This window comes from Microbulbifer sp. 2205BS26-8 (assembly GCF_030731025.1).
GTDB classification, from domain to species: domain Bacteria; phylum Pseudomonadota; class Gammaproteobacteria; order Pseudomonadales; family Cellvibrionaceae; genus Microbulbifer; species Microbulbifer spongiae.
Genome location: NZ_JAVAMR010000064.1, coordinates 1 through 13648, shown reverse-complemented (window position 1 = coordinate 13648; position 13648 = coordinate 1). Strand labels below are relative to the sequence as shown.

The window sequence follows — 13648 nt, the reverse complement described above, 5'->3', positions numbered from 1 at the left end:
CTAGTACCATGATCACCACTATTAGAAGTGCTCGTTGGGTCTGTTCTGTCAATTGCGGATGCGTTTAAGTTGAGAGAGCGATTTAGTAATATATTATCATTCAAGTCTTCATGGCGAATTTCTAAGCCTGAATCTACAACAACCGCTGTCATACCAGCACCTGTGACACCTTGAGCATAAGCAGCTGCAACATTCATGTCTTCGCCAGCAACAAGTTCTTCGGCTTCATTCTCTACAAATAGTGCATAAGCTTTTTGGCCTGTATTGCGTAGGCTCCATTGTTGATAAGCTAAAGGGTCATTTGCAACATTCGTGATCTTAATGGTTGCAGAAGCTGAAGCATCATTTGCTGTTACAGTATAAGCAATAGAGGCGGCTTGCCCTGAGATCGAAGTATATTCAAATTGATCACCAATTAATGATAATTGACCATGACTAAATGTATAAACGCCATCAACAGGATTAATAACCTCATTTTTTTCTGAAAAACTATACGTTAAAGCATCACCATCTGGATCGCTGCCTAATTGTTTTCCAGATACCGGAATCCATTGCTTTGCTCCATCTATAGTGACATTATTCACAGTTGGCGGAGTATCAAATGCAACGGGGCCAGGGGCAGGAGAGGATGAATCATTATCGCTCCCACAACCTGATAATGTTAATAAAAGTGCTGCTTGAATTGCAGAAAGTTGGAACATTTTTTTAGTCATTTACAATTCCCATTATAGTAAATTATCGGGCATAGAAATTATAAATCATCTCAACGGTGTCTGGCCACCAATCATAAATATTCCATCAACTTCAGCATGCAGACCGAGAAAGTCAATATTCTGCGCAATATTACCGTGATTTACTGCAGGAATTTGATAGTAAGCGATCTTACTAGACCATAGATGAGGATTCAATTTGATGTGCTCAATCTGGGTCGTTGAATGACCAGCTAGAGAAGGCAGTCACCAATTGAGGAATATGGAGGTGTGCAAAGCTCTCTGACGACGCTCCTAATTACGCTGCTGAGGCCATACCGACTCTCTCAAGCTGGATATTCCAGGGTAACAATGCCTTGTAGTCCTCAACGTGTTGATTTGCTTTTCGTCGACAAACACCGAGGACCACTCCGCAAAGCTTAGGTTGGTGGTGATGACGATGCTTGTGCACTCGTAAAGCTTGCTGATCAAATGAAACAGCAATGCGCTGCTAGCCCGGATTTTGCATGGTTCCAGACACAAGAACGGCGGAAAGTCTTATCATTACGAGTGTACAAGACAGTCCAATAAGAAATTCCGCCGTGACAGAATGCTACCAACCTGAACTCCGATTTTCATCCTTTTCCCGCCGCAAAATCACTGCAGATTTCACTGGTGGTGATTTGACCTCCAATGCCGGCCTTCTGCTTTTGCGTGAGTGCGACCAGCACCTTGGTCTGTCTCGCTCTGTGGCCGAAGTCGTGAATGACCCGCGCCGCCCAGCCTGTGTCGAGCACAGCACTGAACATCGGCTGGCACGACTTGGGCAGCTTGTTGAGTACATTGGCCGTCTTGTGTACCCAGCAGCGCTGCTGGCGTGTCTCGGGGTAGGTCTCTTCCAGCCCCGCCCAGAACCCCATAGCGCCGTCACCAATCGCCAGTTCTGGGGCGTTCATGCCGCGCTCCTTTAGCTTACCCAGCACACCTTTCCAGCTCAGCGTCGATTCTCGCTCCCCGTCTTCAATGGCCAGAAAGTGCTTTTCTCCGCGTTCGTTCACGCCAATAACAACCAGAGCGCAGAGCTTGCTTTCCTCCGAGCGCAGGCCGCTGTATATGCCGTCTGCCGGACCAACCAGTATCGATAGGGCCCCTTCCATCTCGCCGGTTGAAACGCCCTTCAGGTATAACCACGGCAGCGCCGCCTCCAGCGAGCGGGCCTTGCGCACATACGGCGGTACCAGGGCTGAGCGGAAGGTTACCGGCTCTCCATCCTTGCTGCGGATCTTCGGTACCTTCACCTTTACGGGGCCAATCCCGGTCTGTATGTCGCGCTCAGGCAAGTGGCCATTGCGAACGACGGCAGCACGGTCATCGTCCAGGCGGCGGTTCTTAAACCCCTCCATGAAAGTGGACAGCTCGGCCTCTATCGCCTGTTGTAGAAGCTCCCGTGCGCCCCGGCGCAGCAATTCAGTCAGCGGGTCTGCGGTTTCCTGTCGACCTGTAAACTCAACAACGGTATTCTTATCCATAACGGCGTATTCCTGATTGGTTTCATTGTTTGGCGACAACAAATCAACCAGATACGCTGCTTTCTTTCAAACACTTAAACACCAGATTCGTTTATAACTCCCTGAGTGGAGGCAGCACCGTTATCTGGGATGGTCTCGCGTGCTTCAATGCCGTCACTGAAGCCGGTTGCGACCAAGACAAAATCGTCTGCGATGGTGGCCGCGCCTCCGTTGAGGAGCCCAAGTTCTACTGGGTGAACACGGTGTTCGGCAATTTAAAGAACGCATTGCGTAGTACCTACCACGCGATATGGTCAAAATATGCGCAGCGTTATCTGGCGGAGTTCCAATATTGCTTCAATCGCAGATTCGACCTTTGTGCGCTCATTCCACGGCTCGCCTACGCCTCTTTTCGGACACCACCGCTGCCGAAAAAACTGCTGAAACTTGGCTTAGCTTAGATGGTAATTAGAAAATTCGATGCAAATCCGGGGGGGGTAGTGGGTCAGTTTTAAGTGCAAATCAACACTCAGATGTTTTGCAGTAGCCAGTCGTCACATATCGATTCATCTAACACCGTAGATTATTTTTTTTAATTTCCGAGCGTTCTTGGGTAATAAATACCAGAGAATCCCGGCAATTAAATACTGCACGGGAATATTTCCGAACAGGTTTTTTTCCCCGCTTCGATCAACTGCGACCATCAAAAGCATGATGGTTGCATATACCAAGTTCAACCAAATTGTGAACCAGATTAGATTGATATATTTAAGAGGGTATTTAGAGCCGATAACTAGGAATACACCCAGAGTTGCGAATGCACCAGCAATGATCCGCTCATACTCAGGCTGTCTCGGTGTCCATCCCCAGCCCGAGGGCCATATCCATGCCATAAGCGGGTAAATAGCAAAGATGAAAAATATCCCTATAACTCTCATAGCAATAATGAGGTTTTTGACACGGCTGATGTCGTCCATTTTTTTCTCCAGAGTGGAAGTCGTTTTAAGTTGTTTTGGCCACGGTCAAAAAATAAAGGCAACCGAGTGCCAACCCCTACCGAGAGCAAGAACATTAGTAAGCCAAGAAGGAGTGCTTTTTGTTTCTGGGGAGCAGATACCAGAGAACCCATGCAATGAAATACTGAACTGGAATATTACCGATCAAATTGGCTAGTTCGGCCCAATCAGCTAACACGGTCAACAACACAATGGTCGCATTTACGAGATTCAACCAAATGGTAAGCCAGATCAGATCAATGTTAGCAGTGGGATTTCTTGCGGCAAGAATAAGGAATACGCCCAAAACCGCAAAGAACACCGCAATAACCTTTTCGTGTTCAGGCTGCGGCGGTGTCAAACCCCACCCCGCAGGCCATATCCATGCCATCATCGGGTACATGGCAAAGATAAATATCATGCCTATAGCAATCAAGGCAATAGGAAGATACTTGGCGCGAGTAATGTCATCCATATTTGTCTCCGAGATACGGACCGCTATAGGCGTTGTCAGTAGAAAAAACTGTATTCTGTCATATATATATAGACTTATCGCCTAATTCATTCCTGAGCTCCGTCCAATGCAGGCTTTTCGTTTCTGGTAACCCAGTGTTCGATAAGGAATACATCGCGGTAGAGGAATTGTCCTGCCGCTGTTACGGGAAGAGCCATTTTCAGAACGACACGTTGCGCCGTTCGATCACAGTCAGGGAGCAGTTTAACATGTTGGTAGTGATCAACTCCGGTTACCGCTAGGCGACCCACTGTGCCAGTATCGGTTCCACCATGACACACACTACCGGGCAGGCTGTGGATATCTCTGTGGCCCTGGTATACGCCTATGAGTTGCTGAGCACTGCATTGGAGGGTAGAAAAGCCGGTCAAACGACTCTAACCTATTGCTTTGCATGGGCTTTACCACTTGTATTGGGCCTTGGATTTTCACCATTTCAATGATACCTGTTTAGAAGGAAATCATTATGAGAATGGCGTAAGAAACGCCACTAAAGAGAGAAAAGCCAAGACGCGAGAAGTATATAAATCGTAAAGATATCCGAGGGTTTTGGTTTGTAAAATTGATACATAATTCATCTGCAGGAGTTTTCATAGCACACTATATAAGCTGGCCGTGCAAAAATCGGGCTGGCATGGTGAAAGCCGGAGATTTTTACGGGCCAAAATTTGGCTTGATAAGTAGTCCGAAGCTATTAAAACTCGATAGGAAAGCTCTGGACGAATCAGTCGCAGATAGACTTTGGGATGTGTCCGAAAAAGTCACACAAGTTGCATATAATTAGGTGCCGTATTACTGGGCAGAGACATCTTACCCCAGTAATCTTGGGCTCGCCCCTGTCCCGCTGCATTGTAGATCCACCCATCAGTAATCTTTGGGCGATATCAATTTGGAGCTTTTTGTTTTAGCGGTGTAAATCCACTACTGTGCCCCTGATATCTCTACCAGACACCCACGAACTAAATCCGGACACTGCGCCGGTTTTTTATACTTGGAGAAAGTGACGCCACAAATGGACTGGAGGCCGGAAGTGTCACATTCATTAGAGCGGTGCACTATCATACTTCCCCTTTGGTGCTTATCGCTGGGTACTATTTCGCAAAGTTGAAGCCCTGCAGGCCAGTGCTGTGGTCGAGGGCCCCGAGAGCGGTACACTGAACAAAGCCGTGTGGCGTATTGAGTCGATCATACCGCATCCGTTGCAACTATTGTGGTACGCACGATGCTCAGGTAAAGACGCCAGGAAAATGTCCACGCCCGCATCAGCGGAACGCAGACTCCAGCCTAAAGCGCCAGAATCTCAGAAAACGGACCGGTTACCTCATAGGTAATGCCCAGACCGGAGCCACCGCCAAACACTTCACTGCCTCGCTGGGAGCTAAAATACAGCCGGCTGTGATCCGGGCTGAAAGCAGGACCAGTGATCTCAGAATTGTCCTGGCCAACGATCTGCAGCAGAGGGGCCAGGTTACCCTCCTGATCAATCACCACGATCTGCATGTCGCCACCATCTTCCGCTACCAGCAGGTCGCCGCCAGAGGATACGGTAATGTTATCCACGCCGGTGAGAATCGGTTCCGGTGCGGTGGCGGCATCGTACAGAATACTCAGCTGGTTGAGGTTGGTATCCAGCTTCCATACCCGGTTATCGCCTTTGGTCGTGAAATAGACGAAGCCATCGGCGTACCAGATACCTTCGCCGCCATTAAAAGCGGTGCTTTCCGGCAGTTGCTGGCGCGTGGGTGTTTGGAATAAGTTAGGGGTAGGATTGGGTACGTCGAGCCAGGTTATATAGCCCTGGCTGTCCACTGAGGCGGCCTGCAACACGCCGGCGTGGAGGTTCAGCCGGTTCTGGCTGTCCAGGCCGTCGGGTAAGAAGCGGTAAAAGCGGCCATCGTGTTCATCCTCGGTCAGAAAGAGCTGACCCAGTAAGGTATCAACGGCCACGGCCTCGTGCTTGAAGTAACCCAGGGCCGGGCGTTCTTCGGCAGCTTTCTGGCCGTAGGGATCACACTCGAAGACACGTCCAAAGTCGACTTCTTCACAGCTCAGCCAGCTGTTCCAGGGTGTAGGGCCGCCAGCGCAGTTAATGTTGGTGCTGCCGAGGATGCGGTAAGCATCGTCAACCACACCATCGGGACGAAAGCACACGGCGGAAACACCGCCGCCCAGCGGGGCAATGGTTTCACTGTTGGAGACATAGATCCAGCCGCCGTCCTGGGTGGGGAAAGTGGCGCCACCGTCAGGGTAGATATGCCAGCGGTAGCTGGTGCGTCTCCACCAGCGGTCTTTGATCAGGCGCTGGCCGGCGGCGGCAACAATGCGGCTGCGGAAGCCTAAGGGTAGGCGTAGACCGAGATCGTTAGGTGCCTCCAAATCGCCCACCTGGTCCAGGCCATAGGCTTGCAGGGGCCGGGTCATAGCCAGAAGACTCGGCCCCAGGGCCAGAGCGGCCAGTCCGGCGCTGCCGGTGCGGATGAGTTTACGGCGAGTAAGCGTGTGTGGATCGCTCATGCGCTAAATCTCCATCGTTGATTGGAATGGTGGGCTTTTCGTGGGCCAACTTCCATATTGAGTCAAAGGTATGACAGGATCGTGGGGTGGGGATGTTAGTTTCGAGACGTTTATATGACATGAGTAGGAAATTGCTATTGCACGAAGTATTTTTGAACCCCATGGTAGAGACATAAAAGCAGAAACTGACCCTGGAGAGTGTCGCTAAAACCTACTTGCGTCACCATTGTCCGGTGTCAAGTTCTGGAGCTGTGCACAAAAAGGCCATTTATTCATCTGTCACAAAGGTTACGTTTCTGTGTACAGAAAACTGGCAGTGTTGAAGTCAGCGCTTAGATCCTGCTTAGCGCTACCAGCTTTCGCAGGTATTTCAACGGGTTGCGGGAGATGAGAAATTGACTTTCAGGAGGCGCAGAAAAACTCGCAGAATCGGAACAGGACCTCTGCGGCCTTTTTTCTGAATGTTCCCTTTTCAAACCCCCTTGTCTTTAGACTGCCTATCCCGATGGATACGGATTTCATCGTATCACAGCCGGGTATGCCTGAATTGTTATATGCTGCCCAAACCTCCAGGCCGGAGAGCTTTTAGATCTCTGGGAAATGGAAGGTAATTCTTCCAGGGGGATATTGAGCTCCCCCAAAATAAATACAGCCCATTCTCCAGAGATTAGGGTACCAGTGTAATAGGCTTACCCACTGTATGGGCAAGAGAGTTAGCTACGCTTCCCAACACCAGATTCGCGAAGCGGGACCGACCGCGGCGTCCAACAAATATCTGGTTTGCTTTGGTTTCTTTTGCCCTTTTGTGAATAACCTCAACTGGTTTACCCCAGAGATATTCACTCTCAATCGCCACACCACTGTCTTTGTGTTTCTCAATGATGGGCGCTAGTATGTTGTTGTTGGCGTATTCTTTTTCTTCATATTTTCCACTATTATCAGTACGATAAACCACTTCATCGGTAGAATCATTGCTTGACCATGGTATAACAGTGATCATGCGTATTCTTGCCCCAGTCTGTTTTGCCATGCTAATGGCATAATCAGCAGCGCGGTTTCCCCATTCGCTACCATCTACAGCCACTAAATAGATTTTTTGGGTGGGCATTGTGCTTCTCCTTGATGTATGTTCGTAATAGCTGTGGAAATAATCATTCCGCAGTTTGTAAAAGTTATGACAGAGTATTCAGCTCAAAAGAACCTTACTCACCTTAACGCATAATAATATTATGTAATAGCCCCCTGGGACAAAATTTCACACTTCCGAGCTTTGCTGAACATCGCAGCCCGTTAGATGCTAGAGCCAACTGAACAGGAGGGCTTTTTATCAGGCCAATAAAAGCTACTGGGCCCATAGATTCTGGCCTGGCTGGAGTCATAGTCGTGGACTGGGGCTTTGTAGTCTTACTAGGCGTTTTCGCAAAGGGGGACTACGTCAAACATAGCCATCAAAGTGGATTTGGTCGCAAATAGCGCAGTCTATATTGGATTGTCTGCGGCGTCTTTTCGACAGCCATTGATGGCAGCATCAAAAATGACGCATCGCGGATATTCAACACGCCCTGCCTATGCCCTGCTTATCTGGGTAAATACGGATTTCGTTGTAATCAATACCATGCCCGGCTTGGCATGCCTGTGTGGCCTCTGATCAGTCTGGGCCACTAGGTGCTGTACGTCTTTGCCATGATATCCCATAGGTTTGATTTGAATTAAAGCGAGGCTGTTTGGCTCGTGGAAGTTTGGTGGGGTTTGACTCTTGGGCACATCGATATAAAAGCGGGTAGTGTTTCGTACCTCGTTAAACTTATCGTTTAGCCCACCGAGGCTTACCTGGCAAATGTGCTCCCTGGTTTTTCCTGTATGGTGTTGCTTGGATATATGGTTCAACAAGTAGCGGCAACGGTCGTTCTTGTGGCTAAATTTTTGGGTGCGGACGATGAGTATACTTAATTGATGGTGTGTCTTCAGGTAAGAGCTGAGGTGGCTGGCAGAAAGATTGTTCTTCTGTGCTTTGGATGTATCTATTGTCTTGCGCAGAGGCTGTCCTTTAGTGCTTATCAAACTGCAGTTCGTCGATCTCGGTAGTTCTCCCTACCTGAATGGGTCCACCCGTATAATGAGTAGACGGAGGATAAAACATGGGGATCAAACCCTCTAAACCAGTAGAAATTGTCGCCAAGTTAGGGCGAAACGAAGTACTATGCGTCCAGGGATGCTGCGTTTGAATGTGATACACCAGAGACGAATAACCGCGTTGTTGAGGTCTTGGGTTTAAAAAATAGCTTGGTTGTACACATCAGAACCAGTTAGTGCAATTTGCTGTAGGGTGTTGTGTCTGTAAAAAATAGCCCGCTGATTGGCGGTTTTTTATGTCTGTATTTAGTACAACTATCATGATCCGTGCTTCGGGGTATTCGCCATTGTACTTCAATGGCTGTTACTGTAGATCTTTGGTATGTCTGGGCATTAAATACCAAAGAATTCCAACAATGAAATACTGCACGAAGATATTGAGGGACCAGTTTACCTCACCGGTTCGATTAGCTAGTTCCATCACAAACATTGTGGTGCCACATATCAAATTCACCCAAATAGTGTACCAAATCAGACCGATATTTGTAGCGATGTTTCGGGCGGCGAAAATCAGGCATACACCCAGAGTTGCGTATATTGCCAGTCCAATGATTTGAAACTGTTGATACGGCGGTACCCACCCGTACCCTGGAGGCCATGCCAATCGCATCATCGGGTAAACACCAAAGATAAAAAATAGGCCTATCACTTTCAGGGTAATGGGGAGGCACTTCACACGAGTGGTGTCTTCCATAGGCTTCTCCAGAGCGGAGACCGCTTTTAAGTTGCTTTGACTCGCTCAATAATATAGACGAAATAGTTCTTAATACGCCCAGTGAGGCCCTCTTGGAAAGCACAATACGGCTTTTTATCTAAGATCACTGCCGCCAAAGAGGCCTCTGAAGCATCCAGTGGCAGACCCTGGTGAGTTTGAGTGAATGGGGTTTCCTCAAAACCGGTTGGAAATTTCAGCAAGGCCCATAAGTCAAGGACAACTTCAAATGCCTGCCGAAAGAAAGATCATTGGCGCGTCAAGAGGGGCGCTTTTTGTGTCTGGGCAGCAGATACCAGAGAACCCCTGCAATCAAATATTGTACCGGAACATTACCAAATAAGTTTGCATGCTCAGTTCGGTCAGCCAGAACCATCAACACCATAATGGTCGCATAGACTAAATTTAACCAGATGGCGAACCAGATCAGTTTGAGGTGAGCAGAGGGATTTTTAGCGGCAAGAACCAGGAATATACCTAAAATTCCGAATGTTCCTATAATAATCTGTTCGTATTCGGGCTGCGGCGGTGTCAAACCCCATCCCGCGGGCCAGATCCAAATCATCAACGGATACATAGCAAAAATAAATACCAGTCCTGTAGCAATCAGGGCGATGGGAAGATACTTGGCGCGAGTAATGTCATCCATGTTGATCTCCAGGAGGCGGGCCGCTTTACGCCATTTCAGAATGAAAACTGCATGCTGTCATCAATGTGCAGACTTATAGCCTAAACCAGTGACGAGCCTCGCACAGTGCGGGCTTTTTGCGTCCGGTAATCCCATATTCGGTATTCATGACTTCACGGAAGCGGATTTGTCCTGCAGTTATTGTAGGAACAGCCGCATCCCGAGTGGCACGCTACGCCGGTTGGACAAAGTCAGGGAAGGTGTCAACAGGCCAATGGTGATCAACTCCGGGAATCGCTTCCCAGCACACTGCGCCCATATCGGTTCCACCATAACAGACACTGCCGGGCAGGCTGTGGATGTTCCGGATCATACCTGTGGGCTGTCGGGCATTGCGCTGTAGGATGATTTTGCCGACATTGATGTACAGTAGAAAGCACACAAGGGCCGATGTGTTTATCTGGATGATCCTGAGCCTGTTTCGGGTGAGCACACCTATCCCGTTCTATTGAGCTACTGAGAGAGGAGGGTATGGAGGAATCCCCTGTTCGAGCTGGAGATACCCAGGGAGACAAAGTGAACCTGCAATCTATCCGCATCGCAAACTACTGGCACTGGCCTAAGGCCGCGTTTGTGTGCGTTGTGGTAACAGTGATGGCAGTGCCGTGGCCCACCACTACCAGAGACTAAGTCGCCATAGCTACGGCATGGGCGGGGGGATCAAGCCCCACGATGCCATGGCTGCGCACTTCTGCTGCCACTGCCACAGTGAAGGGCACCGCAGAGCCTTGGGTTAGTGCCCCGAAGCTCACAGCACCCTCAACGACACACATACTTGATAGAATAGAAATCTTAACAAGTGGATGTTGCGGACAAAGTTCCCGAAAACGCGTGCATTGTGCGCAAAGAGAGCAGACATGAACAATGATGATCATTTTAGAAAGCTGGAAGCTATGTATGGTACAGCCCCAATAAACGAATTTTACGCCCCTACAATGGCTGTTTCTGAAGGTAAAGCTGTTATTGAAATTGATCTGGGGGAAAGGTTTTATCATGCAGCTGGCGCGGTTCATGGTTCAGTGTATTTTAAAATGCTAGACGATGCGGCTTTCTTTGCCACCAGCTCTTTAGAAATAACATTCTTTGTGCTTACTATTTCCTTTACTACCTATTTAACCAGGCCGGTTTCGGAGGGGAAAATGCAGGCAGTTGGAAAAGTAGTCAATAGGAATAAATCCCAATTTATTGCCGAATCTATCGTTTACGACTCAAATGACAAAGAGATTGGTAGGGGCAATGGTATGTTTATTCGCAGCAAGAGAAAATTGTCCGAAACACCGGGCTATGGCGTTTAACAAGTGACTGGGGTGCTTCGTCAAGCTTTTACACTATTTATTCTTACCGATAACCAGTATTTTCGTCATCGTGTTCAGAATGGTACAGTGTTTTCTCAGGTAGGTTGCGGGAGTGACTTGTCCTGGTTTGCCGACAGAAATTGTTATCGGGTGAGTTTGACACAAGCCCTCCGCCGCTGTGGTGCGGATATTTGGCGGGATTATCACGATACTTGGTCTGGTGTGAAATGTGTAGATAGGTGATTACACGCAACCGGCACAACAGATTTGTGCGCGAGAAGGCCGAAAAGCCGAATGCAATACTGCATTTTGCCACCCCATTGGGGTCAACACCGGCGTTATTACCACGCCCCTGCACCCACCGGACCCGGCAAGCCGGTAACCCTGAAAGTCCTCGCTGTGACTGAGGGCATCGGCAACGAGAAGGTGAACAAAGGGGCTGGTGGTGTATCCAGCGTACGGCGAACCTGCGGGGGCGATGGGGAAGTAATCGTGCAATCGGAGATCTCAGGTTTCCAACTTCCATGTCGACGTTTACCCTTTTGTAGTCCTCTTGTCCATTGTGAGATATTCCTATCCTTGTTACATTCGGGTGAAGAGGCCCATTTCACTGTTCGGATTGCAAGAGAGTCGGTGTGATGCTGTGCACTGGTAAACGCAATAGGTATAGCCTGCTGCACCTGCACAGCATTGGGCAGTCATACCAGTAACTCATTGCTGGCAAGTGAGCGGCTGTACGTTACCGGAATTGAAGAATTGGGCCATACAGGCACAAGCAGGTTGCGCCGCTACCTGTTCCGCATGTTTGATGCATCACATTGGTTGTCTCGGTTGAGAAGGTTAACTATCATCAGGTAAATGAAATAATACTTGTACAAGGAATTGTGAATGTTAGAAGCAAAAGTCAAGTTTTTCGATATTAAAAAATGTGGATTTTATCTTCGTGGCAGTGATCAAACAGAATTTAGTGGCTTGCATGACACATTGCAACAACTGAGCTTGTGGGCGGTAGATGGCAGAGAATTCATAAATACCACCACTTACGAAGCCGATCCCGATAATGATTTAAGGAATACCTATTTTTGTAACTGGCATACAAATAAGGTGACTAAAGATAGCATCCTCATACTCTGGAATGAAGTTCCAAATGACAATGGTGTTATCTATGGGATGAGTCCAATGGAGAGACCTGGGAGCACATCCATGCTGACAACCGGGTTTGGAAATATACCGGTTATACCAGGCTTTCCAAGTTATTTTTGGTTTGTTCCGGAAAAGAATGTGTTTGCCACGTTAAAGTTTAACCACTCTATTCAAGGTAAAAGTAATTTGGATCGTTTCTTGAACGGTTTTTTAGCCAATAAATCCCCTTACAGAGTGATTGATGAAGAGGGAACTGTAATTGGATACTCTAAAAACGGCCAGCCATCAAATCATAGCGCCAGAATTCATGCAAAGTTTTATGCTTTAGGAAGGAAGCAAGAGGAGCTGGAGGCAGAGCTGTTAACAAACCTCCATAGGATAAGAAGAATTGTCAAGAGAGAAACTCTTCAATATACCGTTAAAGATGACCGAATGGCCTTAGAGCGATTTTTTTCCGGATTGTTAAGCAATACTCCTACATTCACCCAGGTAAGAGCAATCACTCATGAGCTACAGTTTGAACCTACAGAACAGCAACTTCGTCAGATTATTAGTAATTATGCCGAAATGAATACAGCAAGCTCCATTCGTAATGCAGGATTCGTATACAATAACGGAAAAAGGGTCATGTTGAATGGCACTAGTGTTGCGTTTACTGCTGAAATTAACGCGCAACAGAAAGATAATCAGATAATGACACCACAATCACTACTGGCGACTATTACTTCTCAGAGGCAAGACCTGCTGAGACCTCTGGAACAGCCAGCTTTTGAAATAGAAGAGGTGGCCGCACAATGATTAAGTATCTTGTGATTGCCATTATCTCCTGTTTTGCGACCTATCTTTTAAAGGATACGGTATCATCATTAGAATACTCTGCATATAAAGCTGTGTTGGCAGCACTCCTGAATATATCTTCAATAATTTTTGCAATAATAGGCGCGTGGATCGCAATAATCTATCCGCGCGCAATAGGGCGAGCCTTCAAGGGTAAACAGGTCACTGATCAAACATTAAAGGATGCAGATACAGATGCTGACTACTTAAGCCAACTGGTAGAAATTGTACTGGTCTCTGCAATTGTTTTAATGTTCGTATTGTCTATAGAGTTTTCAGTGCCTATCGTTAAAAACCTGATTACTGGAAATTGGTTGGCTTACTCAAAGTATGCTGCGTTTTTTCTGGTATCATTATTGACTCTCTCGCAGCTCTATGCTGTTTCCCGGGTTATTCTGGCCAACTATTTCTTTTTAAATGATCTTAGAAAGAAAAATGCAGATGGTAAAGTTGATACCCTGCATCTGTAGCAGTCAACCAACGGCTACTGTCTGACTGACAAAAGTTCTGCTTCTTATTTTTTTGGCCAAAGACAGTACAAAATAAAAAATCTGTGCAACAATAAATTTTTCCAATATATGCACACAAAAAAGTGTATTTTTCTATCCATGTTAATCGTC

General features: G+C 47.5%; 13 protein-coding genes and 3 pseudogenes. 7 read left to right on the top strand and 9 right to left on the bottom strand.

Annotated elements, in window-relative coordinates:
* Positions 1 to 713: Ig-like domain-containing protein (locus tag Q5Y71_RS15330; protein WP_371877075.1), on the bottom strand; the 713-nt coding region annotated here is incomplete at its 3' end.
* A 291-nt stretch (positions 714 to 1004) separates the two neighbouring features.
* A pseudogene (locus Q5Y71_RS17675) lies at positions 1005 to 1208 on the bottom strand (ATP-binding protein); the annotation flags it as partial.
* An 8-nt stretch (positions 1209 to 1216) separates the two neighbouring features.
* Here Q5Y71_RS17675 and Q5Y71_RS17670 point away from each other — a divergent pair.
* Positions 1217 to 1447: pseudogene (locus Q5Y71_RS17670) on the top strand (transposase); the annotation flags it as partial.
* Here Q5Y71_RS17670 and Q5Y71_RS15320 read toward each other — a convergent pair.
* Positions 1448 to 2218, bottom strand: a pseudogene (locus Q5Y71_RS15320) (transposase); the annotation flags it as partial.
* 56 nt (positions 2219 to 2274) lie between these two features.
* Here Q5Y71_RS15320 and Q5Y71_RS15315 point away from each other — a divergent pair.
* Entirely contained in the window at positions 2275 to 2658 is a 384-nt protein-coding gene (locus Q5Y71_RS15315; RefSeq protein WP_306042980.1) for a transposase, read from the top strand.
* A 105-nt stretch (positions 2659 to 2763) separates the two neighbouring features.
* Here Q5Y71_RS15315 and Q5Y71_RS15310 read toward each other — a convergent pair whose 3' ends face one another.
* Both Q5Y71_RS15310 and Q5Y71_RS15305 read right to left on the bottom strand, forming a co-directional pair.
* Positions 2764 to 3174 carry a DUF6632 domain-containing protein gene (locus Q5Y71_RS15310; RefSeq protein WP_306042978.1) on the bottom strand — a complete coding sequence of 137 codons (411 nt, stop codon included), beginning with the start codon at positions 3172 to 3174 and terminating at the stop codon, positions 2764 to 2766.
* A 94-nt stretch (positions 3175 to 3268) separates the two neighbouring features.
* Positions 3269 to 3667: a DUF6632 domain-containing protein gene (locus Q5Y71_RS15305; protein WP_306042977.1), complete on the bottom strand. Its 399-nt coding sequence runs from the start codon at positions 3665 to 3667 to the stop codon at positions 3269 to 3271.
* Positions 3668 to 3801: 134 nt separating this feature from the next.
* On the opposite strand from Q5Y71_RS15305, the gene Q5Y71_RS15300 reads away from it, so the two are divergent.
* Entirely contained in the window at positions 3802 to 3948 is a 147-nt protein-coding gene (locus Q5Y71_RS15300) for a hypothetical protein (RefSeq protein ID WP_306042976.1), read from the top strand.
* 1042 nt (positions 3949 to 4990) lie between these two features.
* On the opposite strand, the gene Q5Y71_RS15295 is transcribed toward Q5Y71_RS15300, so the two are convergent.
* The 4 genes from Q5Y71_RS15295 to Q5Y71_RS15280 form a co-directional block, all read right to left on the bottom strand.
* Complete coding sequence (locus Q5Y71_RS15295) at positions 4991 to 6220, bottom strand: alkaline phosphatase PhoX (protein WP_306042975.1); 1230 nt, start codon at positions 6218 to 6220, stop codon at positions 4991 to 4993.
* A gap of 667 nt (positions 6221 to 6887) precedes the next feature.
* Entirely contained in the window at positions 6888 to 7328 is a 441-nt protein-coding gene (locus tag Q5Y71_RS15290) for a universal stress protein (RefSeq protein ID WP_306042974.1), read from the bottom strand.
* A gap of 1329 nt (positions 7329 to 8657) precedes the next feature.
* Positions 8658 to 9047: a DUF6632 domain-containing protein gene (locus Q5Y71_RS15285; protein ID WP_306042973.1), complete on the bottom strand. Its 390-nt coding sequence runs from the start codon at positions 9045 to 9047 to the stop codon at positions 8658 to 8660.
* 277 nt (positions 9048 to 9324) lie between these two features.
* Positions 9325 to 9714 carry a DUF6632 domain-containing protein gene (locus tag Q5Y71_RS15280; RefSeq protein WP_306042972.1) on the bottom strand — a complete coding sequence of 130 codons (390 nt, stop codon included), beginning with the start codon at positions 9712 to 9714 and terminating at the stop codon, positions 9325 to 9327.
* A 510-nt stretch (positions 9715 to 10224) separates the two neighbouring features.
* Between Q5Y71_RS15280 and Q5Y71_RS15275 the strand changes: the two genes are divergently transcribed.
* From Q5Y71_RS15275 to Q5Y71_RS15260, 4 genes are all read left to right on the top strand, one after another.
* Positions 10225 to 10383: a hypothetical protein gene (locus Q5Y71_RS15275; RefSeq protein WP_306042971.1), complete on the top strand. Its 159-nt coding sequence runs from the start codon at positions 10225 to 10227 to the stop codon at positions 10381 to 10383.
* 227 nt (positions 10384 to 10610) lie between these two features.
* On the top strand, positions 10611 to 11048 hold the full coding sequence (locus Q5Y71_RS15270; protein WP_306042969.1) for a PaaI family thioesterase: 438 nt from the start codon (positions 10611 to 10613) through the stop codon (positions 11046 to 11048).
* An 888-nt stretch (positions 11049 to 11936) separates the two neighbouring features.
* Positions 11937 to 12989: a hypothetical protein gene (locus Q5Y71_RS15265; protein ID WP_306042968.1), complete on the top strand. Its 1053-nt coding sequence runs from the start codon at positions 11937 to 11939 to the stop codon at positions 12987 to 12989.
* The gene (locus Q5Y71_RS15260) at positions 12986 to 13498 is read left to right on the top strand and encodes a hypothetical protein (RefSeq protein WP_306042967.1); all 513 of its coding nucleotides are present in this window, start codon (positions 12986 to 12988) and stop codon (positions 13496 to 13498) included. Before Q5Y71_RS15265 ends, Q5Y71_RS15260 begins: the two co-directional genes overlap by 4 nt.
* Positions 13499 to 13648: the final 150 nt, after the last annotated feature.